Here is a 26,963-nt window from a genome sequence, read left to right on the forward strand (position 1 = left end):
TTTGCCGGGCTGTCCCCTTTCTTTTTGGGAGCGGATGTTTTATACTACTCTTAGTACCTGGTTCTAACATTGAGCGGAAAAATAGCAGCATGCCGACTGAAGGCCATGCAAGCCTTTGCGAATAAAGGAGGCGGCACCCATCGAACGATTGCCAAAACGGGCTCGGCAGCAGAAGCTCGCTTTAATTATAGAAGAGAATCCTTTCGTTACCGACCAGGAATTAACCAGACAGTTAAAGGTAAGCATACAAACGATCCGCCTTGATCGGATGGAGCTTGGCATTCCGGAACTGCGGGAAAGGCTGAAGCTGATGGCGGAGCGTTCCTATGATCAGGTACGATCCCTGCCGCTGGATGAAGTGATTGGTGAAGTTGTGGATCTTCAACTGGACCGCAGCGGGATATCCATATTTGAAATTCGTGAGGAACACGTCTTTTCCCGGACAGGGATTGCGCGTGGACACCATGTGTTTGCGCAGGCCAATTCGCTTGCGGTCGCCGTCATCAACGACGAAATCGCGCTAACCTTCTCCGCAGAGATTCGATTTGTAAGGTCCGTTCACCTTGGGGAAAAGTGTATTGCTAAAGCATACGTCCGCTCGGGGCAAGAAAGCAAGGGCAAGGCCAAGGTGGAGGTATTCACTTATGTAGGTGAAGAAATGGTGTTTCATGGACATTTTGTTATATACCGTTCCGCCGGAATCGAGCGGGAAGGAAGGGGGACTATGCATGCGGATCGCCATTGATGCCATGGGCGGCGACTTTGCTCCAGGATGCAATGTGGAAGGAGCGATCGCTGCTGCGAGGCAGTGGAGCGATATCGAAATTGTGCTTGTCGGTGACAGTTCTGTTTTGAAACCGCTGCTTGCGAATAAGCCATCCAACCTGTCGGTTCATCACGCCGGCGAGGTGATCGGAGCCGAGGAAGAGCCTGTCAAGGCGGTGCGCCGCAAAAAGGACGCCTCCATGGTCGTTGCTGGCCGGCTTGTACGGAGCGGAGAGGCCGACGCGATGATATCGGCAGGAAACACCGGAGCGCTGATGACGACAGGCCTGCTCGTCGTGGGCCGAATGGAAGGTATTGAGCGTCCTGGTCTAGCCCCGATGCTTCCTACGATGGACGATCGGGGCGTTCTGGCGCTTGACCTTGGCGCCAATATGGATGCGAAGCCCGAGCACCTGGTTCAGTATGCGCTCATGGGCAGCGTTTACCGCGAGAAAGTGCATGGAATGGAGCGCACGCGCGTCGGCCTGCTTAATGTGGGGACCGAAGCGCTCAAGGGGAACGAGCTTACGAAAGCGGCCTACCCGCTGCTGAAGAAGCTGCCGATAAATTTCATAGGAAATGTCGAATCCAGGGATGTCCTCAGCGGAGCCTGCGATGTGCTCGTGTGCGACGGATTTGCGGGCAATATCATGCTGAAAGCCCTGGAAGGCACGGCCGGCGCTCTTTTTTCGATATTAAAGAAGGAATTCACGAAGTCGCTAAAGACCAAATTGGCCGCAGCTGTGCTAATGCCGGAGCTTAGAGGGCTCAAGAGTAAAATGGACTACAAGGAGCACGGCGGTGCGCCGTTGCTTGGCCTTAACGGTTTAGTGATCAAAGGGCATGGCTCTTCGGATGCGGGGGCCATCAAGAATGCCGTCCGCCAGGCGCGAGCGGCGCTGCAAAGTCAGCTGATTCAGAGCATAACTAAGGAAATCACTGGGAAGCGAGTGACAGATTAATGAATTTACGGCCGGTTGGAATTATCGGGACAGGCATGTATGTGCCGGAGAAAGTATTGACAAATGCCGATCTGGAAAAAATGGTAGAGACGAGCGATGATTGGATCGTATCCCGGACAGGGATCCGGGAGCGGCACATCGCCGCACCGGAGCAGGCGACATCCGATCTCGCTTATGAAGCTTCGGTTCGTGCGCTGGAGTCGGCAGGTCTGAAGCCGGAAGAGCTTGATTTGATCATCGTAGCAACGATTACTCCGGATATGGCCTTTCCGTCCACGGCATGCATTCTGCAGGAAAAGCTGGGAGCGAAAAAAGCGGCAGCATTTGACTTGTCCGCAGCTTGCTCCGGATTCGTATACAGCCTGGCGACAGCGACCAACTTTATCGGCAGCGGCATGTATGGCAATGCACTGGTCATTGGCGCGGACACATTGTCCCGCATTACGGATTACACCGATCGCAATACCTGTGTGCTTTTCGGCGACGGTGCCGGCGCTGTTGTGCTTGGTCCTGTTCCGGAAGGACGCGGCTTCAAATCCTTTGACTTGGGCGCGGAAGGATCGGGCGGGCCTTTGCTGAATCTGGAAGGCGGGGGCTCCAGACTCCCCGCATCGGAGGAAACGGTCAAAGGCGGCAAGCACTTTATCTATATGAACGGCCGTGAAGTATTCAAGTTTGCCGTACGCGTTATGGCTAGCGCAACCGACGAAGTGCTGCGCAAAGCGGGATTGAGCAAAGAGGATATCGATCTGTTTGTCCCGCATCAGGCCAATATTCGGATCATCCAGTCCGCCATGCAGCGTCTGAATCTGCCCGAAGAGAAATGCGTCATTAACGTTGACAAATACGCTAACACCTCGGCTGCTTCGATTCCGCTTGCGCTTGTAGAAGCGGCCGAAGCAGGACGCATTCAAGAGGGAGATACTGTTCTGCTGGTTGGTTTCGGCGGAGGACTGACATGGGGCGCGGCAACGCTAGTTTGGTAAACGACGTCAATCAATAGGAATTGAACGCCGATTTTCCTGCAGGGCACTGCCGCCTGCAGGGGCTAGGCTGCCCACTGCGGGAGCCTGACAGCGTTTGCCGATTGTTTAAGGAGTGATTGTACTTGGGTAAAATTGCATTTATATTTCCGGGACAGGGTTCCCAAACGGTTGGAATGGGCAAAGATATATATGAAGCTTCTCCATTTGCTCGCGAAGCGTTCGAAACAGCCAACCGCTCGCTTGGCTTTGACTTAACTGGCCTGATCTTTGAAGGGCCTGAGCAGGATTTAAAGAGAACGGCAAATACGCAGCCTGCTCTATTGACTACAAGCTACGTGCTGTATCGCGAGCTTGCCTCCAGAGGCGTGCAGCCTGACTTTGCGGCTGGCCACAGTCTTGGCGAATACTCGGCGCTGACAGCAGCCGGCGTTTTGTCCTTTGAAGATGCCGTCGCTTTGGTGCGTGCGCGCGGCGAATTTATGGAAGAGGCTGTGCCGGGGGGGCAAGGAGCGATGGCGGCCGTGCTTGGCGGCGAACGCGAAGCCCTGGCTGACCTGTGCGCGGACATTACCGCATCAGGTCAGCTGGTCGAGCTCGCGAATGTGAACTGCCCCGGGCAAATTGTCGTTTCCGGCAGCAAGGAAGGCGTGGCGGCAGTAGCCGAACGTGTGAAGGAGATCGGGGCCAAGCGGGCGATCATGCTGGAAGTCAGCGGACCGTTCCACTCTTCGCTGATGAAAGGGGCTTCAGCCAAGCTGGAGGAAAAGCTGGCTTCGGTGGAGTTCCGGCAGGCCGCTGAGCCTGTTGTATTCAATGTGACGGCAAAACCTTTGGATAGCGGTGAAGACATTCCATCATTGCTAGTGCAGCAGGTATATTCTCCTGTGCTGTGGGATGACAGCGTTCGCTATCTGATCGGCCAGGGCGTCGACACCTTTGTCGAAATCGGTCCGGGAAGCGTGCTGAGCGGACTGATCAAGAAGATCGACAAGTCGGTTCGAACGATAAATGTAAGCAGCCTGGAAACCCTGGAGCAGGCAGCAGCCCTGCTGAAAGGATAAATAGCGGGAAATCCGCGTTTTTTGTACAGGTTGTACTTTAATACGTACATTTTTGCGTAAGCGGTGAAACGGCATTTCTGTTTTATCTTGCTCCCGGTTAACTCCCGGGATAGCCATTTCCTGCTGCAGCGGCACCTTGGTCAAGCGCCGAAGGAGCAGGCTGTCCGAATGACAAAGACAGCGTGGAATCATATAAATGTATATAACATCCGTTTTTTTGCGAAAGGGGACCTTATTCATGACAAAGTCTCTTGAAGGCAAGTCGGCGCTCGTTACCGGTGCTTCCCGAGGAATCGGGCGGAGCATTGCTCTGTCTCTCGCTGCGGCCGGCGCGAACGTTGCGGTGAATTTTGCCGGCAATGAAGCCGCTGCGGCCGGTGTAGTCAGCGAGATTGAAGCGATGGGCGGCAAGGCTTTTGCGGTGAAGGCCCATGTCGGAGACAGCAAGCAGTTTGAAGATATGGTCAGCCGTACTGTTGAGGCCTGGGGCAGCATCGACATTCTTGTGAACAATGCCGGTATTACCCGTGACAATTTGATCATGAGAATGAAAGAAGAAGAATTCGACCAGGTTATCGAAACGAATCTGAAAGGCGTGTTCAACGGCATCAAAGCCGTTGCCCGTCCGATGATGAAGCAGCGCTCCGGGCGGATTATCAACATTTCTTCGGTGGTTGGCGTGCTGGGGAATGCGGGCCAGGCGAATTACGTAGCGGCTAAAGCCGGTGTAATCGGTCTTACCAAGTCATCGGCCCGTGAGCTGGCATCGCGGAATATTACCGTGAATTGTGTCGCTCCCGGTTTTATCGAGACGGACATGACGGAGCAGCTGCCGGAGGATCTTCGGGCCAAGATGCTAGGTGACATACCGCTGTCGCGGCTTGGCAAGCCGGAGGAAGTAGCGAAGGTCGTTCTGTTTCTGGCCTCGGACGGAGCTTCCTACATGACGGGCCAGACGCTTCATGTAGATGGCGGAATGTACATGTAGTGCCGTCATGGAAGTATGCACTTAACAGACTATGGCATTTTAACTTTAATTCTCGTATAATACCATGGAGGAGGTGAACCGGATGTCCGATGTATTTGAACGCGTAAAACGCATCGTAGTCGACCGTTTGGGTGCCGACGAGGCTGAAGTTACGCTAGAAGCGTCTTTCAAAGACGACTTGGGTGCTGATTCGCTCGACGTAGTAGAATTGGTAATGGAACTCGAAGACGAATTCGATCTGGAAATTTCAGATGAAGATGCAGAGAAGATTACGACCGTAGGTGAAGTTGTGAATTATATACAATCTCATACCTAAGTCATCAAAGTCCCGTACCTCCTTATTGTAGGCGGGACTTCTCCTCATCTTTATCTGTTTTATAAGCGCTTAAGTGTGTTCAGTGTAATGATTCACGACGATATTGCACATGAAGTCTATACGAGGTGAGTGTGTTTGAAGCATAGAGTAGTTATAACAGGAATGGGTGCAGTAACCTCGCTGGGAAAAGATCTAAACACGTTCTGGGATAACCTGATGGCAGGCAAATCCGGCGTAAGTTTGATCGAGGCCTTCGACGTTAGCGAGTACCCGACGCGCATCGCCGCTTCTGTGAAGGATTTTAACCCCGAAGACTACATGGACCGCAAGGAAGCCCGCAAGATGGATCGTTTTGTTCAGTTCGCGGTTGCCGCCGGATCCATGGCTTTGAAAGATAGCGGAATTGAAATCGGAACCAATACGGATGCCGAGCGCATTGGCGTCTCAATCGGTTCGGGGATTGGCGGACTCGGAACCTGGGAAGACCAGCACAATATTTTGCTGGAGAAAGGACCCAAACGGGTCAGTCCGTTCTTTATTCCGATGATGATCGCCAATATGGCTTCCGGCCAGATGTCGATCATGTTCGGAGCTAAAGGACCCAACACGACACCGGTGACCGCTTGTGCCACGGGCAGTCATTCTATCGGCGATTCTTTCAGGCTGATCCAGCGCGGAGATGCGGATGTGATGATCTGCGGCGGAGCGGAGGCAACGATCCGTCCGACGGGAATGGCCGGCTTCTGCTCCATGCGCGCCATGTCTACCCGCAATGACGAGCCCGAGAAAGCAAGCCGGCCGTTTGATGTAGACCGTGACGGATTCGTCATGGGTGAAGGCGCCGGAATATTGGTGCTGGAATCCTTGGAACATGCCCAGGCGCGCGGAGCTCGTATTTATGCCGAAGTAATCGGTTACGGCCTCAGCGGGGATGCGCACCACATGACAGAGCCTGATCCGGATGGAGCTGCCCGCTGCATGAAGATGGCAATCCGCGATGCCGGCATCAAGCCGGAAGAAATCGATTATATCAACGCCCACGGCACTTCGACGCCTGTCGGCGACCGCTCCGAGACGCTTGCTGTCAAGAAGTCGCTGGGCGACCATGCCTATAAGGTCGCTGTAAGCTCGACCAAATCGATGACCGGACACCTGCTCGGAGCGGCTGGCGGCGTAGAGGCGGTCATCTGCGGTTTGGCCTTGACTCGCGGCGTCATTCCGCCGACGATCAATTTGGACAATCAGGATCCGGAATGCGACCTGGATTATGTGCCGAACAAGCCAAGACCAGCGGACATCAAGATAGCCATGTCGAACTCCTTCGGTTTTGGAGGCCACAACGCCACCATTATTCTGAAAAAATATGATGCATAAGGGAGTTTAGTCTGTTGAGTGGAGATCTGAAGCAATTACAGCATAAACTTCATATTCAATTTCAGGACCGGCAATTGTTGAAGCAGGCTTTTACCCATGCTTCGTATGTGAACGAGCACCGCTTCAATCAGCATTCGGACAACGAGCGTCTGGAGTTTCTCGGCGATGCGGTGCTGGAGCTTACGGTCTCGGAATTTTTGTACCGTTTGTTTCCAGATCGTCCGGAAGGAGAATTGACCAAGCTGCGGGCCGCAATCGTTTGCGAGCCTTCACTGGTCAAATTCGCCGAAAACCTGGAATTCGGCCATTATGTACTGCTTGGCAAAGGTGAAGAGCTGACAGGGGGACGAACAAGGCCGGCGCTTTTGGCGGATGTTTTCGAGTCGTTCATTGGCGCGCTTTACCTGGATCAAGGCCTGGACAGCGTCAAAGCATTTCTGGAGCGGTATGTATTCCCGAAACTTGAGCTCGGCGGTAAAATGCAGATTACGGACTATAAGACGGAGCTGCAGGAGCTGACACAGCATCACAATCTCGGGGTGCTGGAATACAGGATTGTAGAGGAACGGGGGCCTGCCCATGAGCGAGAATTCGTGTCCGAAGTGTATATGGAAGGACGAAGCCTCGGCAGGGGAACAGGACGTTCCAAAAAAGAAGCGGAGCAGCAGGCTGCTGCTGTTGCGCTTAGAGAGCTTAGTTCGATTGAACAATAACAAAAGGCGCCTTCTCTTCGCGGGATGGCGCTCTTTTTGTAATAGACGTTCCCCGTTTCTGCAGGTAATGGTAAAAAGACGATAAAACCTGTGATACAATAGGCGTTAGAGGTGATTTGGAACGTATGTTTCTGAAGAGGATCGAATTAGCCGGATTTAAATCGTTCGCCGATAAAACCGAAATGGAATTCGTACGCGGCATAACCGCCGTTGTAGGCCCGAACGGAAGCGGAAAGAGCAACATTTCCGACGGCATCCGCTGGGTGCTGGGGGAGCAAAGCGCAAAATCGCTTCGCGGCGGCAAGATGGAAGATATCATTTTTGCCGGCAGCGATGCCCGCAAAGCGGTCAACTACGGCGAGGTTTCGCTGACGCTGGATAACGGCGACCAGGCGCTTCCGCTGGATTTCAGCGAAGTAACGGTTACACGGCGGGTTCACCGCAGCGGAGACAGTGAATACTTGATCAACAAACAACCTTGCCGGCTTAAGGATATTACAGAGCTGTTCATGGATACGGGAATCGGCAAGGAAGCTTATTCGATTATCGGACAAGGCCGGATCGAAGAAATTTTAAGCACCCGCTCGGAAGACCGGCGCGGTATTTTTGAAGAAGCTTCAGGTATTGTGAAATATAAATCCCGGAAGAAGGATGCGCGCAAGAAGCTCGACGATACCGAGCAAAATTTGCTGCGGATCCATGATCTGGTGAGCGAGCTTGAGGACCAGATCGGGCCGCTGAAGGAGCAGTCGGAGAAAGCGCTGCATTACAAGGAGCTCCGGGAGCAGTTGAAAGATAAAGAGATTTCGCTGTACATTTACCAGATTGAGCAGATTCACAAGTCCTGGAGCGAAGCAAACGAAAAGCTTGAGGCGCTGAGGGAGGAGCAACTGGCGCTGTCGACGGTCGTTTCGGCGCATGATGCGAAGCTGGAAACAGACCGTTCCGCCTTGCGGCAGATCGAAGAAGAGTTGGAGCAGCTGCAGCGGAATTTGCTCCTGTACAGCGAAAATTTCGAGAAGAGCGAAGGCCAGCGCGAAGTGCTGAAGGAACGCTACAAAAATTTGGTTCATAACCGCCAGCAGATAATGGAAACGATTGGCGCAGGTAAGCAGATTTATGAGCGCAGAATGGAAGAGTTTCGTCTGGTGAAAGAGAAATATGAGGCGGCGAAGAGCGCCCTTGAAGAGATACGAAACGTGCTCTCCGCGGAAGAAGCGAAGCTGATTGGCGTTACAGGCGGCATCAGCAGCGCGCAGGAAGAGGAACTGAAGGGCAGCCTGCTCCAGATTATGAACGACATGGCCCAGGCGCGCAATGACATCCGCAGCAGCGATCAGCAGAAGGAAGCCGTTCAGCGGCGAATGGCCCGGGCCGAGGAGGACGGCTCCAAATGGCGCGAAGAGCAGGCAAGATTGAAGCAAAGCAAAAACGAGCTGGACAACTCGCTGAAGCGGCTCGCCAAAGAAATTTCGGACTTGCGAAGCAGCTATATCACCGGCAGCGAACGCGTCCATTCCTTGCAGAAGCTTTCGGAGGAGAGCCGGGAAGGGCTGCGCCGCTGGGAGCAGAAACGGGAGGCGCTTGTATCCCGCCGGGATACGATGAAGGAAATGCAGGATGACTATGACGGGTTTGCGCATGGGGTCAAAGAAGTGCTGAAGGCTGCGCGCAAATCGGCGCTGCATGGGGTTCACGGTGCGGTCGCGGAACTCATCTCGGTTCCGGAGAAGCTCGAAATCGCCGTGGAAACGGCACTGGGTGCAGCCATGCAGCACATCGTCATGGAGAATGAAGCGGTTTCGAGACAGGCGATTGCCTTTCTGAAACAGCGCCAGCTGGGGAGGGCAACGTTTCTGCCGCTTGATGTCATCCGGCCCCGCCAAATTTCGGAATCGGACAAACGGGTTATGGAGCAGGCGGACGGCTTTGTCGGCGTAGGCGCCGAACTGGTGGGCTATGACCGGAAATATGCATCAATCGTCGGCAGCTTGCTCGGCAACGTCATATTTGCGGATAATTTGGAGCACGCCAACAAAATGGCGGCACGCTGCCAGTACCGTTTCCGGGTTGTAACGCTGGAGGGGGATGTCGTCAACGCGGGCGGCTCTATGACAGGCGGCAGCCAGCACCGCAAAAACAGCAATCTGCTTGGCAGAGGCCGTCAATTGGAGCAGCTGGACGCTGATATCAAGCAGAGCGAGGACATGATTCAGAAGCTGCGCCAGGGCCTGAACGATCTGAAGGCCCAGATTGTCGAAGCCGAGCAGGATCTGGAGAAGCTGCGCGAGGCGGGCGACCGCAAACGGGGCGAAGAACAGGCGGCTGCAGGCGATCTGAAGCAGCTGGAGACTTCGTTCCGGCATGTCACCGAGCAGTTTGAGCTGTATGGGCAGGAGAAAGGCCACTATTTGAAGGAAATGGAGGAACTCGAACAGGCCCGCAAAGAAGCGCAGCAGAAGCTGGCCGCTCTGGAAGAGGAAGAACAGAAGGTACAGCAGTCGATCCAGGCTGCCGAATTTGCGCGCAAAGCAAGCGAATCGGCCAAGGAGGAGCTCCAGACCCAGCTGACCGGACTGAAGATCCGGGAGGGCAAGCTCGAACAGGAGACGCTGTCGCTGCAGGATCAGTTCGTCCGTCTGGAGGAAGAGTGCACCACCAGAAAACGCGAGCTCGACCAAAATGGCAGCATTCTGCAATCGATTGAAGCCGATCTGAAAAATAATGAGAATGAGAGCGTGCGCCAGACCGAACAGTTGAATACGAACAAGCTGAAGAAAGAGAGCGCAAACGAACAGCTTGAGCTGAAGCGCGCTTCACGCGCCTCGCTTGCCCGCAAGCTTGAAGAAGGCGAAAGCGAAACGAAGGAGCAGCGCGCCGCGCTCAAGGCGGTAGACGAGAAGCTGCTCCAGACGGAGATCCAGGTCAACCGGCTTGACGTCGAGCTGGACAATATTCTGAAAAAGCTGTCCGAGGATTACGAGCTTACGTACGAACGGGCCAAGCAGCTTTACGCGGTCCCGGAAAATGCGGAAGAGACGCAAGGCGAGGTCAAAGATCTCAAGAAGCGGATTGCGGCCCTTGGAGAAGTGAATCTGGGCGCGATCGAGGAGTTCGAGCGGGTATCCGAGCGTTATCAGTTCCTCAGCGAGCAGAAAAATGATCTGGTGGAAGCGAAGACGACGCTTTACGAGGTGATCCGCGAAATGGACGAGGAGATGGCGAAGCGGTTCAAGACGACCTTTGACGCCATACGCAAAGAATTCGTAGTCGTTTTCGGGAAGCTGTTCGGCGGCGGACGGGCGGATCTCGTGCTGATCGAGCCGGACAACCTGCTCGAAACCGGCATCGATATCGTGGCTCAGCCGCCCGGTAAGAAGCTGCAGAACCTTCAGCTGCTCTCGGGCGGCGAGCGGGCTTTGACGGCTATGGCCCTGCTGTTCGCCATCCTGCAGGTTAAGCCGGTTCCATTCTGTGTGCTGGATGAAGTCGAGGCGGCGCTTGATGAGGCGAACGTTGTACGCTTTGCCGAGTATTTGCGCGAGTTTTCCGAACAAACCCAGTTTATCGTCGTCACCCACCGCAAAGGAACCATGGAAGAAGCGGACGTGCTTTATGGCGTTACCATGGAGGAGGGCGGCGTGTCCAAGCTTGTCTCCGTGAAGCTTGAGGATGAAGAGGCCGAAATTGCTTAAGGCTTTGGTGCGTGTCATAATGAAAGCATGCTGATTATACATGTGGCATAAGAAAAAATATGAACCATTCCGGCGACACCGAGGGGGGAATCCCCAGGACTCACATCCCGCCGGATTCATGTAGGAGGATTTACATGAGTTTCTTTAAGAAACTGAAAGAAAGCATCGCATCCAAGACGGAATCCGTAACCAAACAGTTTAAGGATGGTTTGGAGAAGAGCCGCAAAGGATTTGTAGAGAAGATGGCGGATTTGATGATCCGCCGCAAAAAGATTGATGAAGAATTTTTCGAGGAACTGGAAGAAATATTGATTGGTGCCGACGTTGGCGTCAATACCGTTATGGAGCTGATCGATGATCTCCGGAGTGAAGTGAAGAAACGGAAGATTGAAGACGCCGCGGATTTGCAGCCGATTTTGTCCGAGAAAATTACCGACCTGCTGCGGGGAGAGGAGGATAACTCGCTAAGGTTGAATCCGGATGGAATTACGGTCATTTTGTTTGTCGGGGTCAACGGCGTCGGCAAGACGACCACGATCGGCAAGCTGGCCCATCGCTTCAAGGAGCAGGGCAAGAAAGTGCTGCTCGCTGCGGGGGATACGTTCCGCGCCGGCGCGATAGAGCAGCTTGAGGTTTGGGGACAGCGGGTCGGCGTTGAAGTGATCAAGCAGCAGGCCGGCTCCGATCCGGCCGCGGTGATGTACGATGCCGTGCAGGCAGCGAAGCAGCGCGGCGCAGACATTTTGCTGTGCGACACAGCCGGACGTCTGCAGAACAAGAGCAATCTGATGGAAGAGCTGAACAAGATTTACCGCGTCATCCAGCGCGAAATTCCCGGCGCTCCGCATGAGGTGCTGATGGTGCTTGATGCGACGACCGGCCAGAATGCGCTGAGCCAGGCCAAGCTGTTCGGCGAGAAGAGCGGGGTTACGGGCCTTGTCCTGACCAAGCTTGACGGCACGGCCAAAGGCGGCATTGTGGTAGCGATCCGGCAGGAGCTCAGCCTGCCCGTGAAGTTGGTAGGCTTGGGAGAAAAGATGGGAGATTTGCAGGAATTCGATTCCGAACAGTTTGTGCACGGCCTGTTTGCGGGACTGATCTCCAAATCCGATGAGGCGGAAGAAAATGCGGCGAATGCGAACACCTAGGGAGTGCTCGGGAGCCGAAAGGAGCTGTTTAGATGGCTAATACGCATACCTTTTCGCGCAGGGAAGAGGTCGCAAGCGCGCTTACCCACGGAGTCGGGGTGATGCTGAGCGCTGCCGCCCTTGTTCTGCTGATTGTGTTTGCCAGCCTGAAGGGAACGGCGTGGCATGTTGTGAGCTTCACGATCTACGGCGTCAGCATGCTGGTGCTCTATTCCTGTTCGACCGTGCTTCACAGCTTGAAGGAAGGCAAAGCGAAGGATCTGTTTGAAATTTTCGACCATTCGTCGATCTACCTGTTTATAGCAGGGACGTATACGCCGTTTCTTCTGGTGGCGATGCGCGGAACGCTCGGGTGGACGCTGTTCGGCATTATTTGGGGCATTGCCGCGGCGGGGGTCGTGTTCAAAGCCTTTTTCGTCAAGCGGTTTCTGTTCATGTCCACGCTCTTTTATATCGGCATGGGCTGGCTGGTTGTGCTTGCATGGCCTCAGCTGGTTTCCGCGGTTCCCACTGCAGGCTTGACGCTCCTTGTCGCCGGCGGGATTCTGTACACGCTTGGCACGGTGTTTTATGTATGGCGGGCTTTTCCTTATCACCATGCGATCTGGCATCTGTTTGTGCTTGGCGGAAGCGTGCTTCATTTCTTCGCAATTTTGCTTTATTTGCTTCCGGTCCGCTAAAGGCTCAGCCGTTTTTGAGTGGCAAAGAGGATGTTAAGGGTTTGGGCTTGACATCTCCTTTGCCATTTTGTATCATAAGGAACGTTGATGCCTGTGTAAAGTGATTTTCCTTGACGGAGGGAGTGCCCGAATTGAGTCAGGAGAATAGGCTTGAGAAGACGAATCGGGTTAACTTGTTATTTGATTTCTACGAGCTGCTGCTGACCGAGAAACAGCAGACGTTCCTTAAATATTATTTTCACGACGATTTCTCCCTTGGAGAGATTGCCGCCGAATTTGAGATAAGCCGCCAGGCGGTATATGAACATATTAAGCGTGCCGAGCAAATGCTGGAGAATTATGAACAGAAGCTCGGGCTTCTATCCAAGCAGCAGAAGGCAAGCGAAGGCTTCGGCAAGCTGGAGAGACTGCTTGCAGAAAGCGGAATTTCTTCCGCGGACAAACAGCAGGCAATTACGATCATAAAAGAACTGCAGGAATTGTAGGAACATTCCTGCATCCTGAGCAAAGAAAACGACGGAAGCGAGGTGACCGGGAGAATGGCGTTCGAAGGATTGACGAACAGGCTGCAAAGTGTATTCAGCAAGCTGAGAGGCAAGGGCAAAGTATCGGAAGACGATGTTAATGAGGCTATGCGCGAGGTGCGGCTGGCACTGCTTGAAGCGGACGTTAACTTTAAGGTGGTCAAGGAGTTCATATCCAAGGTCAAAGAGAAGGCCGTCGGCAGTGAAGTGATGGGCAGCTTTACGCCAGGCATGGTCATTATCGACATCGTGAACAAGGAATTGACCGAACTGATGGGCGGTACCCAGGCCAAGCTGGCCAAAAGCAACAAGCCGCCGACCGTCATCATGATGGCAGGGCTGCAGGGCGCCGGTAAGACCACTACCTCCGCCAAGCTGGCCAAGATGCTCCTCAAAAGCAACAACCGGCCGCTTCTCGTAGCGGGCGACATTTACCGTCCTGCGGCGATCAAGCAGCTCCAGGTGCTTGGCGAGCAGATCAAGGTTCCGGTATTTACGCTCGGTGACGGCGTAAGTCCGGTGGAAATCGCCAGACAAGCACTGCAGCATGCGAAGGATAACGGCAATGACTATCTGATTATCGATACGGCGGGCCGGCTTCACGTGGATGAAGAACTGATGGAAGAGCTTAAGCAGATTCACGAAACGGTGAGTCCGGATGAAGTGCTGCTTGTTGTCGATGCGATGACAGGGCAGGATGCCGTAAATGTAGCCGAAAGCTTCCACAACCAGCTTGAGCTTACCGGCGTTGTCCTGACCAAGCTGGATGGCGATACCCGTGGCGGTGCGGCGTTATCCGTTAAAGCGGTGACCGGATGTCCGATCAAATTCGCTTCGCTGGGTGAGAAGATCGACGCGCTCGAGGCTTTCCATCCGGAGCGGATGGCATCGCGTATTTTGGGCATGGGCGATATGCTGTCCCTGATCGAGAAAGCGCAGTCCAACATTGATGCTGAAAAAGCGAAGGAAATGGAGCGCAAGATGCGCAATGCCGAATTTACGTTCGACGATTTTCTGGAGCAGATGGAACAGGTCAAAAAGTTGGGCCCGCTTGAACAAATCATGGATATGATTCCTGGCATGGGCAAAGTGAAGCAGATGAAGGATCTGAAAGTGGATGAGAAGCAGATGGGACGCGTCGAAGCGATTGTACGTTCGATGACGAAGGAAGAGAAACAGAATCCCGATCTGATCAACCACAGCCGACGGAAGCGGATTGCCGCGGGAAGCGGCAGCAATCTGGCTGATGTGAACCGGCTGATCAAGCAGTTTGATGAAATGCGCCGCATGATGAAGCAGTTCTCCGATATGATGGGCGGACCAAAAGCCGGAAAAGCCGCCAAAATGATGCGCGGTCTTCAAGGCAAAGCCGGCAAAGGCATGAGATTTCCTTTTCGTTAATTTATTAAAGTAAATATATACATTATGATTTGATTCTTGTAAGGAGGTGAATTTTTCAATGGCAGTTCGTATTCGTCTGAAACGTATGGGTGCTCACAAAGCTCCTTTCTACCGCGTCGTGGTTTCGAATTCCCGTTCCCCGCGTGACGGTCGTTTTATCGAGGAAATCGGTTACTACAATCCGGTAGCTGTACCGGCAGTAGTGAACATCGATGAAGAGAAAGCGCTGAAATGGCTCCAAAACGGTGCGCAAGCTTCTGATACGGTCCGCAACCTGCTCAGCAAAGCGGGCGTTATGAAGAAGTTCCATGAATCTAAATTGCAAAAATAATGGCTGATTCGGAGGGTCCTCTGTGGAACAATTAGTCGGCGTTATTGCGAAGGCTTTAGTTGATCATCCGGACGATGTCCGTGTGAACGTCGTGGACAAAGAGCACCTGATTGTGTACGAGCTGACCGTACATCCAAGCGATGTGGGGAAAGTGATTGGCAAGCAGGGGCGAATCGCCAAGGCGCTTCGCACGGTGGTTACATCAGCAGCTGTGAAGATGGATAAACGGGTCACCGTGGACATCATTTCTTAAAGATATACGAAAGAGGGTTAGGATGTATGTCCTAGCCCTTTTTCGTACAAACATAAGAAAGTGCAAGTTCACTTCAACCTTTTATATATTTGCCTTAGAGCGGATACGTTCTTTCGAATGAACGTTTGAAACCTATTTAGGAGGATCATATGTCGGATTCATTATTGTCAGTGGGCAAAATTGTTAATACGCATGGCATTCGCGGCGAACTTAAGGTGCTGGCCAGCACAGACTTTCCGGATATCCGGTTTGCCGATGGCAACCAACTCATTTTTGCAGATCCGGTGAGCGGACAGCAGGTGCATGCCACCGTACAATCCTCCCGCCCCTCCAAAGGAACGTATATCATCAAATTCAAAGAGTACGGCAATATCAACGAAGTTGAGAAATACAAGGGCTGGGAGCTTAAAGTCACCAAGGATCAGAGAGTGGAGCTGCCGGAAAACGAATACTATTTTCACGAAATCATCGGCTGCCGCGTTCTGACTGAAGCGGATGAAGACCTGGGAGAAATTACTGAAATTTTGCGACCGGGTGCCAATGACGTGTGGGTAGTTCGCATGAACAATGGAAAGCAGCTGCTTTTGCCGGTTATCGACGATGTTGTATTGGATGTGGATGTGAAATCAAAGATGGTTAAAGTTCATTTGATGGAAGGATTGCTGTGAACATGCGGGTGGATGTGCTTACACTGTTTCCGGAAATGTTCGCCGGGGTATTCGGCGCCAGTATTCTCGGCAAAGCTCAAGGGAAAGGCATTGTGTCCTTGAACGCGATTAACTTCAGGGATTTTTCGGACAGCAAGCACGGGACTGTCGATGATACCCCTTACGGCGGTGGAGGCGGGATGGTGCTGAAGCCTGATCCGATCTTCCAGGCGGTCGAATCGCTTCTCACCGGTGATGAAGCTGCGGGAACTCCGGAGGGAGACGGACAGAAGCCGCGCATCATTCTGATGTGTCCGCAGGGAGAGACATTTACGCAGGCGAAGGCGGAAGAGCTGGCCAAGGAAGAGCATCTGGTATTTATTTGCGGACATTATGAGGGATATGACGAGCGAATTCGTGAACATCTCGTAACCGATGAGCTATCGGTTGGCGACTATGTGTTGACCGGCGGAGAGCTCCCGGCTATGGTTGTTATAGACAGTGTGGTGCGGCTGCTGCCAGGGGTGCTCGGCAATGAAACAAGCGCCGTGACGGACTCGTTCAGCACCGGTCTGCTGGAGTATCCGCAATATACGCGTCCCGTTGAATTTCGCGGCTGGAAGGTGCCGGATATTTTGCTGAGCGGGCATCACGCTAATATCGAGAATTGGCGGCGCAAGGAAGCGCTCCGGCGCACGTGGCAGCGGCGTCCCGATCTGCTAGGAAAGCTTGAACTGTCCAACCAGGATAAGAGATGGCTTGAGGAGATTGAGCGGGAAGAAAAGTTGGATTAGCGCTTCGCGCTACATGGTACTAAATGCTTGAGACTCGCGACACAATCGGGGCAGTCAGCCGAAGCAGCTGAAATGACACCGTTTGGTCAGGAGGGATTACATGGGAACGTTTGATATCAAGAAGGCGGCATATGATCCGAAGCAGGAGGAGAAAGTTCGCAAAGGCTTTTTTCGGAAAATGAAGTCGGCGGCCGGTAAAATTCCGTTCACCAAAGATGTTGTTGCTCTGTATTATTGCGCCATGGATCCCAATACACCGCTGTATGCCAAAGGGGTCGCGCTCGCTGCGCTGGCGTATTTCATTTCGCCGGTCGATGCCGTCCCCGATGTGATAGCGGGACTCGGGTTTACCGATGACGCAGGCGCGGTTATTACGGCGCTTAAGGTGCTCGGCCATCACATTACGGAAGAGCACAGGGCGAAAGCGAAAGCTTTTTTTGAGGGAAAACAGGAAGAATTATAATAAATTTGGCCGCGTTTCGGTGCAAAAATCGGCACCTGGACACGGCCTTTAGCCTATAACTGGCAAGCAACAGAGTTGGCTCGCATATCAGGATTGGCTGACGTTGATGGCGCCGACATCAGTTGAAAGTGATAGTTCCGGGCCACCGCCATTGATCTTGCTTTCGCCTTTAGCTGCTCCTGTAATCTCCCCAACGTCTGTAGATACGTCCAGAGTGCATTTCAGTGCTTTGGCCAAATGAGCGTTAAGGGAGCCGATGTCAGTTTTTGCTTTCAGGCTGGCTTTGTCTGCCAAAGAAGCAATGTCCAGTTCAATTTCTCCGGTATTGGAAGTGACAACAGAGTCATCCGTAAAAGCGGTTTGGTCCATTTCGACATTGCCGACATCGGTCTTGATTTGAAATGCTCCTGCCAGTTCTTGAAGCTTGATGTTGCCTACGTTATTTTCCAGATTGTAAACGGTCAGCGATTCCGGAACTTCAATGATGTAGTCAATACTGAAGTCAGAGAAGCCGTATTTCTCCTCGGCCCAGTCCCATAGATCCTTGGACGGGTCCCCCTTGGGATGAACATGAACCCGGATTTCGTTGTCCTCGGCCGTAATGGAGACGGTTGCTTCCTCCAGTATAGCTTCCCGTTCTGCATGAAAAGCCTTTTTATCTTGAGATGAAATGACCGCCTCGGCTGTAAGGGCATTGCCTGTTGACGGCTTGATTTCAATCTGGCCCACCTGATTGTCTACCTCGAGGGCAGAGTCCGCAGCAACTTGGTCCATACTTGCCGACACACTCTTTTCCAGTCTGCCGCTTCGGCTTTGAAGCTCTTCTCCCACGTTTGAAGCAATGTCCTGAATAGAATGGCTTATGGAATTTCCAGCTTCGTTCACCTTCTGTTTGATATCATCGCCTGTTTGGCTTGCTTCGCCCATGCACCCTGCCAGAAGCGCAAGCGAAGCGGCAGCGAGCAGGCTTGAGCGTAAACGCTTTTTGTTTCTGTCCAAATCTGATTCCTCCTGTTATTGGTATGAAGGCTTGTTATGTACGTCTGATAAACTGATGCTATTGTAACAAATGGATGAAAAAGGAAAAGGGTCTGCGGTCCAGAACCGTTACTGGACCTTTGGCGGGGCAAATTTAAAATCCGGAAATTGTAAAATTTAAGAAAAAAGACGCCCACAGCATGATCTATCATCATGCAAGGCGTCCTTATCCATTCAGAAAGCAGGAATGTTCTCTATACCGTTTGAAACATGGTCGTTTCCCGAGCGAAGTAAGACTTTCTGCCCGTTTCCACATTGCGGATTCGCACATAAGTTTCCGTATACTTCTCGACAACGCCTCGTCCTACTTCACAATAAACGCCGGCAGGATCTTCCTGCCAGGCCGAAATGACTTTCTGCGAAATAGCGGCAGTAAAAAATTCTATATTTGCAATAATCGTGTTTGGCATTGGATACTCCTTTAATGGCCAATATGAAATGTATGATAATTGCCGTTGTCTATTGTACCATCATTTCTTGTTCCGGAAAACAGGCTTACGCTGCTGTTATTATTTTTTGGTCATAACCGAAATATCGGTGTAACCGAGACTCTGAATTTGTTTTTCCGTTATAAACATCGTATCGTCTGCAATAAAGCTGTTGTCCGGCGTCAGTCTGATCCCGGAAGTTCCTACTGTGACCGAATACAGATAGGAAAAGGACGAAGCGGATTTGGTAGAGCGAATCTTCCAGTCAAGAGCTTTCGATAGAGGACGGAGAGGAATCCATAACGTTCCATTTCTATAAAAAGCATAAGGAACAGGAATGCTATGTCCATCAATCGTTACCGTGTGCTCGTAGATGGACTGAACGGGAATCTTCGTTTCGGGAACGGCGGCAATATCGAAATCGTCAGGCAACTTGAGCTCAGGTCTTTCCACTTCAGGATTGGTCACGCTGTAAAACAGATCATTCACTTCCTGATCATTTTTAGCCAGTCTTGTTTCTCCATTCGATAAATCGTAAATCCACAGCTTGCGAAGAGGTTCATTTTTGGCAAAAAGCAGCAGCCCCTTGTCCGCATTCACCGCATAAAGGCTGCCGAGCGTTAAGGATGTTGTGATTCCTTGTTCGGAATCATAGGCTACAATCTCGTTTTGTTTATGGGCGACGTTGTAGCCGCGCATAATCAGCCGGTGTTCGCCGGTCCACTGGGGAACTGCGGATATGCTTGATGAGGTAAATAGGTTGATGCTGCCTGTCTCCATATTTTTGATGTAATAATCGTTGATTTTGCTGATTCCGTATTGCGATCTCTTGTATTCGAAACGCTCGACAATCCCCCATTTGCCGTCAGGAGACAGATTATATACGCTGCCATGCAGGACGGTCCGGCTGGAAGGGTCGTAAACATAGGCACCATACGGGAATTCGGGGTCAAAGCTGTAGACGCGATATCGTCCCTCGCTGTCCAGATGGATTTCTTTCAGTTCTTTTTGCCATTTTACATATTGTCCGTCTTGCCGTTTCTCCAGGATCTGTCCCGCATACTGCTGCCCTTCGGTGTAATTAATGTTATAAAGCACAGAACCGTTTACCGAGTCGCTGTAATAGCTTTGGACGTTAACCTCAGGCGCTGCAAAAGAAAAAGCGGGTACGGATACTGAGAACAGCAGAGCCGCGAGCGATAAAACGGCGAGCTTGCCAGATCGGCGTGTGAACTTGTTCATCTCGATTGCTTCTCTCCTTGTCTCTTTAATTATATGTAATATAAACGCTCGTTTTATAAAAAAGTTACTTTTTTTGCTTATTTCTATACAGGTTTTGGAAAAAATAAAAAGAACAGCGAATCCATCCATCTGAAGATAGTTCCGTTCTTAACAGGAAAAAGTGAAGCTGGCTTCGAAAAAATCAGCGAGGAGCAGGTGCTGGGAGGTTTCAGGCAGCCTGGGACAAGTTGAAGAATAAGTAACGCAAGAAAGCATAACGTGATAATGGGACGATAACGTGCATCTTTTTCTAAAAGGAGAAGCGACACGGAGTAAGTGGGATGTTGACCTTAATATACCGATCTTCAGTCAAAACAGAGAATACATAAACCAATACGTTTATTTGTCAAAGGAAGAATGATTATGGAATGCGTTATTTTTATCGGAATTCAAGCATCAGGAAAATCGACCTTCTATAAAGATAGGTTTTTTAAGACTCACGTTAGAATAAATCTTGATATGTTAAGAACCCGAAATCGTGAGAATATTTTTATTGATGCTTCAATAAGAACCCAGCAGCCATTTGTAATTGATAATACCAACCCCACAATTCTTGAGCGACAAAAATATATCGAAGCAGCAAAGAAACACAATTTTAAAGTTGTCGGTTACTACTTTGAACCTAATTATGATTTAACCTTTGAAAGAAACAAGAGAAGAGAAGGAAAAGAAAGGGTTCCAGAGATAGGAATTAAAAGCACACTGAAGAAATTACAGAGTCCTTTGTATAGTGAAGGGTTTGACGAATTATATTTAGTGAGATCAAAGCATGGGGAATTTGAAGTTAGTCGAGTGCCAATAAAATGAGTCATAAATTCCCACTTTCCTTTATAAATTTTTCACGTTTTCTCAAGGTTTATTTTTCTTGCTCACGGCTCTGAAATATGGTAAAATTCTTCTTGTTGTGAATTCGGTGGTCCGCTGCGGATAATGAGGGAGACATGGGAGTTCTCCGGAAGAAGCATGAACGCCTGAGTGGAAGGAGGGAGTCATAGATGAATATCGTTCAAGCGATTACACAGGAACAGCTTCGCAAGGATATTCCGAGCTTTCGCCCTGGCGACACTTTGAAAGTGTACGTAAAGGTTATCGAGGGATCTCGTGAACGTATCCAGCTGTTTGAAGGTGTTGTAATTAAGCGTCGTGGCGGTGGAATCAGCGAAACTTATACCGTTCGTAAAATTTCCAACGGTGTGGGCGTGGAAAGAACTTTCCCGCTTCATTCCCCGAAAATCGATAAAATCGAAGTGGCTCGCCGTGGTAAAGTACGTCGTGCGAAGCTGTACTATCTTCGTGAACTTCGCGGTAAAGCAGCAAGAATTAAAGAAGTGCGTCGTTAATCCAGCATTTTCGACCAGCAGGGGGCTTGTTCATGCAAGCCCCCTTCCTTTATCCCAAAAAAGGACATTTGTCCGTCATTTCAGGCATTTCTATATCTGAAGGAAGAAGCGGGGGCGTCAATTTATGGAGCAGCTTTACCAAGAAAGTCAGCAATCCGATCAAGCGCCAGACAAAAAGAACAATGAAACAATGGAATGGGTAAAGGCCATCGTGATCGCTGTTGGACTTGTTCTCGTAATTCGGTGGCTTTTGTTTGCGCCCTTCATTGTAGACGGTCCTTCGATGCATCCGAATTTTTCAACGGGCGAAAGGATTATCGTCAACAAAGTGATTTATGACATCCGCAAGCCGAAACCGGGGGAAGTTATTGTGTTTCATGTCCCTTCCGAAGGACGGGATTTTATAAAGAGAGTGATCGCCGTACCCGGAGATACAGTAAAGGTGCAAGGAGATACGGTTACGGTTAACGGAAAACCGATTGACGAACCATACATTAAAGAGGCTGTTGAAGCGAAACATAAGAATAACGAATTGTACAATGACAAGGATTTCCCAAATGAAGATGTTCAGGACGGAACCGTTCCCGAAGGCCATTTGTTCGTGATGGGCGATAACCGCTCGGACAGCAGGGACAGCCGGATGATTGGCTATATTCCGTACAAGGATGTTGTCGGGCGGGCTGATCTTGTCTTCTGGCCGTTCAATAAAGTACATTTTATCAAACACTAACATAAGTGGTCCAAGAATCAAGTAAATAAGGGAACTGAGGTGAGAGTGCGATGACAATTCAGTGGTTCCCCGGGCATATGACCAAAGCCAGGCGGCAGATCCAGGAAAAGCTCGGTTTGATTGACCTTGTGATCGAACTCCTAGACGCTCGTCTTCCGCTGTCCAGCCGCAATCCGATGATTGATGAAATTCTTGCCGGCAAGCCGCGGATGATTGTGCTGAACAAATCGGATCTGGCCGATCCGGCTGTGACCAAGGAATGGCTCCGGTTTTTCAAGGAAGAGGGACATGGAGTTCTGGAGGTGAATGCCTCCACCGGACAAGGCATTAAGGAGATTCCTTTGAAAGCGAAGGAACTGCTTAAAGAGAAAATCGACCGGCAAATTGCGAAAGGGATTCGTCCGCGCGCGTTAAGGGCGCTTATTGTCGGCATACCGAATGTCGGCAAGTCTACGCTCATTAACAGGCTGGCAGGCAAAAATATTGCCGTTACCGGCGACCGTCCCGGCGTAACGAAGGGGCAGCAGTGGATCAAGGTCGGCGGTGAAATGGAGCTGCTTGATACGCCCGGCATACTCTGGCCCAAATTTGAGGATCAGAATGTCGGGTACCGCCTTGCCGTAACCGGAGCGATCCGGGAGGAAATCCTGAACGTAGAGGATATAGCCTTTTTTGCCGTTAAATATTTGGCCAAGTATTATTGGCCGCAGCTTAAAGAGCGTTTTGAGCTGGAGGAACAGCCGCAGGATTTTGACAACCCGGATGAAATAGTAGCCGTTATGGAAGCCATTGGCCGCAAAAGGGGTTGCATCGTCAGCGGAGGCCGGATTGATCTAACAAAGGCATCGGGAATCTTGCTCCGCGAACTGCGGGCGGGGAAAATGGGGCGTTACTCGATGGAAGCGCCATATTAATCGAATTATTTTTACAAGCCGTCGGCTGTGCCGGCGGCTTTTTTGACGAATAGCGCACCTAGCCGAGCCAGGCACAGGCCGGCAAGCCGAGTCCGGGCGTTCGATTAAGACAGAATGATCAGCAAGGACTTTCATCCAGCCCTTTTTCCGCGTCCACGAATCAGCATAATCACAAACAGAAGACCTGGGATAATCCCGAGCAGAATCGGATTGAGCATGAATTTCTCTGCGACGATCGTTCCGATCTCCAGATGCGACTGCCAGTTCGGCGGTATAAAAGCCGTTAAATAGATAAGAGCTCCGACCAGAAAGACAAATCTGCGATAATCCGTTTGAAAGAGCTGGGCCAACCCGAGTACGGCGGCCAAAAACCATAATGTAGCTTTTATAAAGATCCCTGAATAAAAAAGCAGGATGACAAGAACATCGAAACGTTCAAAGATTCCGGGAATCTGGATGAGCTGTACGGCCTGAAGCAGGGGAACGGTGCTGATGTCGGCGACTTGCGGTCCGAGAACGATAAGGGTCGTTGTATTCATGAGAAAAATAACGAAGCCCGCAATAAAATACGCCCGGATCGACGTCCCGGAGAGTTTCTTCTTGTCGTCCAAATGGCTCCAGAACATCAGAAAAACCATCATTTGACCGAATGGAAACCAGATAGATCTGGATAAACTTTCCTGTAGTATTGGCCGGATTCCGTTCTCCAGAACAGGAAGAAGTTTATCCGGTTGAGCGACGCCGGTGATAAAATACATCACCACTAAAACGAGATAGAAGAATATGACTCCCCCGACTAAAAATTCGGCTACCCGGAAGAAGACTTCCATCCCTTTGTATATTGCATAGATCGACAACAGCATCAAAATCAGCATAATGAGGAAAATGGGAGTTCGGGAAAGAATGGTCATAATCGTAAGTTCTCCGAAGTCCCGTACATTTCGCATGGATTCATAGGCAAAACTCACGACGTAAATCCATCCGACAAACTTGCCCGCATACGGGCCGAAATACTGAATTAAGATCTGAACCAACGTATGATCCGGTTCCCGGCGCTGGATCGCCAAGAACATCAGGACCAGCAGAAACCCGATCAGCATGCCGGTAATGACGACCAGCCAGGCATCCTGTTTGGCTTTGATTCCCAGCTCAAACAGCGGGGTGCTTCCGATCAGAAACAAGATGATCATGGTGCCAAGCTGATATTTACTGATCTTTTCCATACGTAAGGCCCCCAGTTCATTTATTTTTGCCGGACATTTTGGAAAAGGAATCGTTAATCATCCCGGTACGCCGAATTGTTACCTTTACATTAATGTCCAATTGTATTTTGGCAAATTCATTATCCCAGTTTTCGCTCCAAGTTTTCCATTCCCTTGGATAGGCCTTGTGAAAAGCGTCTCCGAAACCAAGGATGTCGGCTTTAACCTTTTTAACGGCTTGAAACGAACGCTCCATATCGTTTTTGATTTGTTCCTGAATTTGTTTCTCCAACTGCCGGAGAATTGCCGGTTTTTTAAGATCCAGCTCGCAGGGGGTTTCGAAGAGAATTCCTTTTGCATCTACATCAACGGACATTGACAACCGGCCGTCAGAAAATTTCGGCATTATTCGGGTGCGGGAGCTTTCTACAGAGAAGGAGGAATCTTTGTCCTTCGGCCTTTTTCCCTCACAGGAAAAGACGACGGTCGTACTGTTCAATCGATCCGTCAACCAGGGAATGCCGGCGCTTTCCTTCCTGCTTAGCCAGGCCGCAAATTTGCCCTGCTTAAACACCCCGAACCGATCTATTTTCAATACGGCGGGACTTCGGGTTTCTTTGAAGGCGTCCAAAGACTTTGTTTCCTCCTTGTTGCCGGAGATTTTGATCTCCGGCAACGCGGCGCCCGCAGCGGGCTTTGCCAGGGTCACAATCAAATCGTGTATTTTGGACGGAACCCAATTGGACATGCCGTCCCTTTTTTCATTAATCAAATTGGCGATCGCGTTTCCGGGAAGAGTCTCCATTGGTGTAAGAACCTCCAAGACGTTCTTTGCTTCTCCGTCCGAAAGGAGTATATCCACATTTTCTCTCGTTTCGATATTTCTCAGGAAGAAATCCAGGATGGAATCGACGCCATACTCCGCAACGCGCCTGCTGATAATGACGGCACGGTTATGAGAAAAAAAGAGGCGGCGGGGCGTTTCCAGCTCCTGGTTTTGAATCGCCTGGAGCACGGTTTTCCCTTGCGACGAGAAGACGGACACCGGAGACTGGGAGCTGGCAGTGCCGGATTGTCCTTGCGATGCCTGCGGAATGATGATTTGAAAGGTGACGATCCATTGATTGGATTCATCCAGATCAAAGGCCATTGCGCTGACAATCCCCAGTTTGTTGAGTTCGATTTTGTTACCGCAGCCGCTTTGCAGACATAAGCAGATGATAAGCAGCATCAGAATGAGCCGATGTTTCATTTCAAGATCACCTTTTAGTTCCTTTCTTCTCCTCTGTTTCGGGAGGTTCAGGCTGCAAATTCGATTTTTGACGAATTCCATTCTCCGCTGCTATAAGTCGGGGTCTGGTTGTCATCATCCACCTTGGCACCCTCACAAACGCATCTTTCCAGTTTCCGGGAACGAAGGGCGATAACGGCGTCAAGTAAGGAATACCGAACGAGCGGAGTCCCGACATATGAATCAGGAGAAAAAGAAGCCCCGACATGATTCCAAACATCCCCAGAGTCGCGCCAAGAAGCATCAGAATGAACCGGATCAGTCTTGCCGAAATCGCGATATTGAGTGCGGGAACAACGAAGCTGGAGATCGCGGTAAAGGCGACCACGATGACCATAGCGGCCGATACCAGACCAGCTTGAACCGCCGCCTGTCCAAGAACAAGCGCGCCGACGATGGAAATCGCCGAACCGATGACCCGCGGCAAGCGTATTCCGGCTTCCCGCAAGATCTCAAACGTGATTTCCATCATTAAGGCTTCAAAGAATGCCGGAAACGGAACCCCTTCCCTCTGTGCGGCAAGACTGACCAGCAGGGTTGTCGGGAGCAGCTCCTGATGAAACGTCGTAATAGCGATATACAAAGAGGGCAAAAGCATCGATATCGTGAGCGCGGAGAACCGTAAAATGCGCAGAAGGGTGGAGATATCGAATCTTTCGTAATAGTCTTCGCTGGCTATGAAAAATTTGAAGAAAGTAACGGGCAGCACAAGCACGAACGGTGTTCCATCCACCAGGACCGCAACCTGTCCATCCAAAATAGCCCCAGCAACGCTATCGGGACGTTCCGTGTTGATGAGGGTGGGAAACAGGGTAAAGGTCTGATCCTGGATAAATTCCTCCAAATAACCGCTTTCCAGAATGCTGTCCGTATCAATGCGGTCGAGCCGCTTCAGAAGCTCGTTTACAACGGAATCCCTGGCGACCCCTTTCAAATAGAGGACACTGACGTCCGTTTGCGTAATTCGCCCGATTATCCGGTCGATTTTCCACAGGTTCGGACTTTTGATCCGGCGCCGGATAAGCGCGATATTGGTATTGATATCTTCGGTAAATCCGTCCTTGGGGCCTCGAACCACCGATTGCGACGAAGGCTCCACAACGCTTCTGTGCTCCCATTTGGCGCAGTTTGCCGTCATTCCCCGATCCCAGCCTTCCGCGAGAATAACGGCATTTCCGTTATACAGGGCCTGTATTAATTCGGGCAATCGCATTTTCGTATTGGTTGCGCCAACAGTCAGAATTTTTTTTTGTATCAGGGTAAAAGAGTCCGCCAAATCTTCTTCCGAATCCGGATTAGCCTCTGCAGCGGACAGGATCGGCTTAATGATGTGATCATTGATCATCTCAATGTCGGTCGCCCCGTTCAGGTAAACAACAGCCATAGACAGTTGGTAAGGCCCTTCAAAAGCTCGAACTGTAATATCCGAACTGTGCCCGGTCAAGTCCGAAATTTGCTCAATATTTTGCTGCAGGCTGCGGGAAAGTTCTGTAGTCCGTTCGCCTGCCTCGGATTCTTGTTGCGGACTGATCTTGTCTTTCGGGAAAGATCGCTTCAGGATTTTTTTCATATGCAGCATCCACCTAGTGTATGTAGTATTTTTCAGTTTCTCCGCAGCCCATCACGATTATGCATAAT

Annotated in this window: 28 protein-coding genes; 22 read left to right on the plus strand and 6 right to left on the minus strand. The window is 51.1% G+C overall.

Annotated elements, in window-relative coordinates:
- Nucleotides 1-148 precede the first annotated feature (148 nt).
- The 18 genes from fapR to K7397_RS04490 all read left to right on the plus strand — a co-directional run bounded on the left by fapR (nucleotide 149) and on the right by K7397_RS04490 (nucleotide 17,101).
- A complete protein-coding gene (fapR, locus tag K7397_RS04405) occupies nucleotides 149-745 on the plus strand; it encodes a transcription factor FapR (protein ID WP_223066731.1) in 597 nt (198 codons plus the stop codon).
- Nucleotides 729-1,727 (plus strand): phosphate acyltransferase PlsX, encoded by a 999-nt coding sequence (plsX, locus tag K7397_RS04410; protein WP_223066732.1) that lies wholly within the window; start codon nucleotides 729-731, stop codon nucleotides 1,725-1,727. Before fapR ends, plsX begins: the two co-directional genes overlap by 17 nt.
- The gene (locus K7397_RS04415) at nucleotides 1,727-2,713 is read left to right on the plus strand and encodes a beta-ketoacyl-ACP synthase III (protein ID WP_223066733.1); all 987 of its coding nucleotides are present in this window, start codon (nucleotides 1,727-1,729) and stop codon (nucleotides 2,711-2,713) included. The genes plsX and K7397_RS04415 overlap by 1 nt, the downstream gene beginning before the upstream one ends.
- A 122-nt stretch (nucleotides 2,714-2,835) precedes the next feature.
- A complete protein-coding gene (gene fabD / locus K7397_RS04420; RefSeq protein ID WP_223066734.1) occupies nucleotides 2,836-3,774 on the plus strand; it encodes an ACP S-malonyltransferase in 939 nt (312 codons plus the stop codon).
- 238 nt (nucleotides 3,775-4,012) lie between these two features.
- On the plus strand, nucleotides 4,013-4,762 hold the full coding sequence (fabG, locus tag K7397_RS04425; protein ID WP_223066735.1) for a 3-oxoacyl-[acyl-carrier-protein] reductase: 750 nt from the start codon (nucleotides 4,013-4,015) through the stop codon (nucleotides 4,760-4,762).
- Nucleotides 4,763-4,844: 82 nt separating this feature from the next.
- The gene (gene acpP / locus K7397_RS04430; protein WP_068694558.1) at nucleotides 4,845-5,078 is read left to right on the plus strand and encodes an acyl carrier protein; all 234 of its coding nucleotides are present in this window, start codon (nucleotides 4,845-4,847) and stop codon (nucleotides 5,076-5,078) included.
- Between the two features lie 135 nt (nucleotides 5,079-5,213).
- On the plus strand, nucleotides 5,214-6,452 hold the full coding sequence (gene fabF, locus K7397_RS04435; protein ID WP_223066736.1) for a beta-ketoacyl-ACP synthase II: 1,239 nt from the start codon (nucleotides 5,214-5,216) through the stop codon (nucleotides 6,450-6,452).
- Between the two features lie 14 nt (nucleotides 6,453-6,466).
- Entirely contained in the window at nucleotides 6,467-7,165 is a 699-nt protein-coding gene (gene rnc, locus K7397_RS04440; protein ID WP_223066737.1) for a ribonuclease III, read from the plus strand.
- A gap of 125 nt (nucleotides 7,166-7,290) precedes the next feature.
- Entirely contained in the window at nucleotides 7,291-10,860 is a 3,570-nt protein-coding gene (smc, locus tag K7397_RS04445; RefSeq protein WP_223066738.1) for a chromosome segregation protein SMC, read from the plus strand.
- Between the two features lie 134 nt (nucleotides 10,861-10,994).
- Complete coding sequence (gene ftsY / locus K7397_RS04450) at nucleotides 10,995-12,008, plus strand: signal recognition particle-docking protein FtsY (RefSeq protein ID WP_223066739.1); 1,014 nt, start codon at nucleotides 10,995-10,997, stop codon at nucleotides 12,006-12,008.
- A gap of 32 nt (nucleotides 12,009-12,040) precedes the next feature.
- Nucleotides 12,041-12,688, plus strand: coding sequence for a PAQR family membrane homeostasis protein TrhA (gene trhA / locus K7397_RS04455; RefSeq protein WP_223066740.1), 648 nt, complete (start codon nucleotides 12,041-12,043; stop codon nucleotides 12,686-12,688).
- 131 nt (nucleotides 12,689-12,819) lie between these two features.
- Nucleotides 12,820-13,173: a putative DNA-binding protein gene (locus K7397_RS04460; protein ID WP_223066741.1), complete on the plus strand. Its 354-nt coding sequence runs from the start codon at nucleotides 12,820-12,822 to the stop codon at nucleotides 13,171-13,173.
- 54 nt (nucleotides 13,174-13,227) lie between these two features.
- A complete protein-coding gene (gene ffh / locus K7397_RS04465) occupies nucleotides 13,228-14,613 on the plus strand; it encodes a signal recognition particle protein (RefSeq protein WP_223066742.1) in 1,386 nt (461 codons plus the stop codon).
- 58 nt (nucleotides 14,614-14,671) lie between these two features.
- Complete coding sequence (gene rpsP / locus K7397_RS04470; RefSeq protein WP_223066743.1) at nucleotides 14,672-14,944, plus strand: 30S ribosomal protein S16; 273 nt, start codon at nucleotides 14,672-14,674, stop codon at nucleotides 14,942-14,944.
- A gap of 22 nt (nucleotides 14,945-14,966) precedes the next feature.
- Entirely contained in the window at nucleotides 14,967-15,197 is a 231-nt protein-coding gene (locus K7397_RS04475; RefSeq protein ID WP_223066744.1) for a KH domain-containing protein, read from the plus strand.
- Nucleotides 15,198-15,346: 149 nt separating this feature from the next.
- Nucleotides 15,347-15,865: a ribosome maturation factor RimM gene (rimM, locus tag K7397_RS04480; protein ID WP_223066745.1), complete on the plus strand. Its 519-nt coding sequence runs from the start codon at nucleotides 15,347-15,349 to the stop codon at nucleotides 15,863-15,865.
- 2 nt (nucleotides 15,866-15,867) lie between these two features.
- A complete protein-coding gene (gene trmD, locus K7397_RS04485; RefSeq protein WP_223066844.1) occupies nucleotides 15,868-16,638 on the plus strand; it encodes a tRNA (guanosine(37)-N1)-methyltransferase TrmD in 771 nt (256 codons plus the stop codon).
- Between the two features lie 100 nt (nucleotides 16,639-16,738).
- Entirely contained in the window at nucleotides 16,739-17,101 is a 363-nt protein-coding gene (locus K7397_RS04490; RefSeq protein WP_223066746.1) for a YkvA family protein, read from the plus strand.
- A gap of 87 nt (nucleotides 17,102-17,188) precedes the next feature.
- Here the strand turns inward: K7397_RS04490 and K7397_RS04495 are convergent, their stop codons facing one another.
- The 3 genes from K7397_RS04495 to K7397_RS04505 all read right to left on the minus strand — a co-directional run bounded on the left by K7397_RS04495 (nucleotide 17,189) and on the right by K7397_RS04505 (nucleotide 19,809).
- Complete coding sequence (locus K7397_RS04495; protein ID WP_223066747.1) at nucleotides 17,189-18,100, minus strand: DUF4097 family beta strand repeat-containing protein; 912 nt, start codon at nucleotides 18,098-18,100, stop codon at nucleotides 17,189-17,191.
- A gap of 233 nt (nucleotides 18,101-18,333) precedes the next feature.
- The gene (locus K7397_RS04500) at nucleotides 18,334-18,549 is read right to left on the minus strand and encodes a hypothetical protein (protein ID WP_223066748.1); all 216 of its coding nucleotides are present in this window, start codon (nucleotides 18,547-18,549) and stop codon (nucleotides 18,334-18,336) included.
- A 99-nt stretch (nucleotides 18,550-18,648) separates the two neighbouring features.
- On the minus strand, nucleotides 18,649-19,809 hold the full coding sequence (locus K7397_RS04505; protein WP_223066749.1) for a hypothetical protein: 1,161 nt from the start codon (nucleotides 19,807-19,809) through the stop codon (nucleotides 18,649-18,651).
- A gap of 402 nt (nucleotides 19,810-20,211) precedes the next feature.
- Between K7397_RS04505 and K7397_RS04510 the strand changes: the two genes are divergently transcribed.
- The 4 genes from K7397_RS04510 to ylqF all read left to right on the plus strand — a co-directional run bounded on the left by K7397_RS04510 (nucleotide 20,212) and on the right by ylqF (nucleotide 22,832).
- The gene (locus K7397_RS04510; protein ID WP_223066750.1) at nucleotides 20,212-20,655 is read left to right on the plus strand and encodes an ATP-binding protein; all 444 of its coding nucleotides are present in this window, start codon (nucleotides 20,212-20,214) and stop codon (nucleotides 20,653-20,655) included.
- A 188-nt stretch (nucleotides 20,656-20,843) separates the two neighbouring features.
- Entirely contained in the window at nucleotides 20,844-21,188 is a 345-nt protein-coding gene (gene rplS, locus K7397_RS04515; protein ID WP_223066751.1) for a 50S ribosomal protein L19, read from the plus strand.
- A gap of 124 nt (nucleotides 21,189-21,312) precedes the next feature.
- On the plus strand, nucleotides 21,313-21,918 hold the full coding sequence (gene lepB, locus K7397_RS04520; RefSeq protein ID WP_223066752.1) for a signal peptidase I: 606 nt from the start codon (nucleotides 21,313-21,315) through the stop codon (nucleotides 21,916-21,918).
- Nucleotides 21,919-21,968: 50 nt separating this feature from the next.
- Complete coding sequence (ylqF, locus tag K7397_RS04525; RefSeq protein WP_223066753.1) at nucleotides 21,969-22,832, plus strand: ribosome biogenesis GTPase YlqF; 864 nt, start codon at nucleotides 21,969-21,971, stop codon at nucleotides 22,830-22,832.
- A gap of 131 nt (nucleotides 22,833-22,963) precedes the next feature.
- Here ylqF and K7397_RS04530 read toward each other — a convergent pair whose 3' ends face one another.
- The 3 genes from K7397_RS04530 to K7397_RS04540 are packed head-to-tail and all read right to left on the minus strand — an operon-like array spanning nucleotide 22,964 to nucleotide 26,895.
- Complete coding sequence (locus K7397_RS04530; protein ID WP_223066754.1) at nucleotides 22,964-24,055, minus strand: GerAB/ArcD/ProY family transporter; 1,092 nt, start codon at nucleotides 24,053-24,055, stop codon at nucleotides 22,964-22,966.
- Nucleotides 24,056-24,071: 16 nt separating this feature from the next.
- Nucleotides 24,072-25,286, minus strand: a complete 1,215-nt coding sequence (locus K7397_RS04535) for a Ger(x)C family spore germination protein (protein ID WP_223066755.1) — start codon at nucleotides 25,284-25,286, stop codon at nucleotides 24,072-24,074.
- A 7-nt stretch (nucleotides 25,287-25,293) separates the two neighbouring features.
- Nucleotides 25,294-26,895, minus strand: a complete 1,602-nt coding sequence (locus K7397_RS04540) for a spore germination protein (RefSeq protein WP_223066756.1) — start codon at nucleotides 26,893-26,895, stop codon at nucleotides 25,294-25,296.
- Nucleotides 26,896-26,963: the final 68 nt, after the last annotated feature.

This window comes from Paenibacillus caui (assembly GCF_019904135.1).
GTDB classification, from domain to species: domain Bacteria; phylum Bacillota; class Bacilli; order Paenibacillales; family Paenibacillaceae; genus Fontibacillus; species Fontibacillus caui.

What these genes read in the sequence shown, in the direction of transcription:
- K7397_RS04415 (WP_223066733.1), top strand. Translation starts at nt 1,727, where the DNA reads ATGAATTTACGGCCGGTTGGAATTATCGGGACAGGCATGTATGTGCCG.
- trmD (WP_223066844.1), top strand. Translation starts at nt 15,868, where the DNA reads ATGCGGGTGGATGTGCTTACACTGTTTCCGGAAATGTTCGCCGGGGTA.
- smc (WP_223066738.1), top strand. Translation starts at nt 7,291, where the DNA reads ATGTTTCTGAAGAGGATCGAATTAGCCGGATTTAAATCGTTCGCCGAT.
- rimM (WP_223066745.1), top strand. Translation starts at nt 15,347, where the DNA reads ATGTCGGATTCATTATTGTCAGTGGGCAAAATTGTTAATACGCATGGC.
- K7397_RS04510 (WP_223066750.1), top strand. Translation starts at nt 20,212, where the DNA reads ATGGAATGCGTTATTTTTATCGGAATTCAAGCATCAGGAAAATCGACC.
- K7397_RS04490 (WP_223066746.1), top strand. Translation starts at nt 16,739, where the DNA reads ATGGGAACGTTTGATATCAAGAAGGCGGCATATGATCCGAAGCAGGAG.
- K7397_RS04540 (WP_223066756.1), bottom strand. Translation starts at nt 26,895, where the DNA reads ATGAAAAAAATCCTGAAGCGATCTTTCCCGAAAGACAAGATCAGTCCG.
- ffh (WP_223066742.1), top strand. Translation starts at nt 13,228, where the DNA reads ATGGCGTTCGAAGGATTGACGAACAGGCTGCAAAGTGTATTCAGCAAG.
- plsX (WP_223066732.1), top strand. Translation starts at nt 729, where the DNA reads ATGCGGATCGCCATTGATGCCATGGGCGGCGACTTTGCTCCAGGATGC.
- K7397_RS04535 (WP_223066755.1), bottom strand. Translation starts at nt 25,286, where the DNA reads ATGAAACATCGGCTCATTCTGATGCTGCTTATCATCTGCTTATGTCTG.
- ftsY (WP_223066739.1), top strand. Translation starts at nt 10,995, where the DNA reads ATGAGTTTCTTTAAGAAACTGAAAGAAAGCATCGCATCCAAGACGGAA.
- K7397_RS04505 (WP_223066749.1), bottom strand. Translation starts at nt 19,809, where the DNA reads ATGAACAAGTTCACACGCCGATCTGGCAAGCTCGCCGTTTTATCGCTC.
- rpsP (WP_223066743.1), top strand. Translation starts at nt 14,672, where the DNA reads ATGGCAGTTCGTATTCGTCTGAAACGTATGGGTGCTCACAAAGCTCCT.
- K7397_RS04530 (WP_223066754.1), bottom strand. Translation starts at nt 24,055, where the DNA reads ATGGAAAAGATCAGTAAATATCAGCTTGGCACCATGATCATCTTGTTT.
- trhA (WP_223066740.1), top strand. Translation starts at nt 12,041, where the DNA reads ATGGCTAATACGCATACCTTTTCGCGCAGGGAAGAGGTCGCAAGCGCG.
- acpP (WP_068694558.1), top strand. Translation starts at nt 4,845, where the DNA reads ATGTCCGATGTATTTGAACGCGTAAAACGCATCGTAGTCGACCGTTTG.
- rplS (WP_223066751.1), top strand. Translation starts at nt 20,844, where the DNA reads ATGAATATCGTTCAAGCGATTACACAGGAACAGCTTCGCAAGGATATT.
- fabG (WP_223066735.1), top strand. Translation starts at nt 4,013, where the DNA reads ATGACAAAGTCTCTTGAAGGCAAGTCGGCGCTCGTTACCGGTGCTTCC.
- ylqF (WP_223066753.1), top strand. Translation starts at nt 21,969, where the DNA reads ATGACAATTCAGTGGTTCCCCGGGCATATGACCAAAGCCAGGCGGCAG.
- K7397_RS04500 (WP_223066748.1), bottom strand. Translation starts at nt 18,549, where the DNA reads ATGCCAAACACGATTATTGCAAATATAGAATTTTTTACTGCCGCTATT.
- lepB (WP_223066752.1), top strand. Translation starts at nt 21,313, where the DNA reads ATGGAGCAGCTTTACCAAGAAAGTCAGCAATCCGATCAAGCGCCAGAC.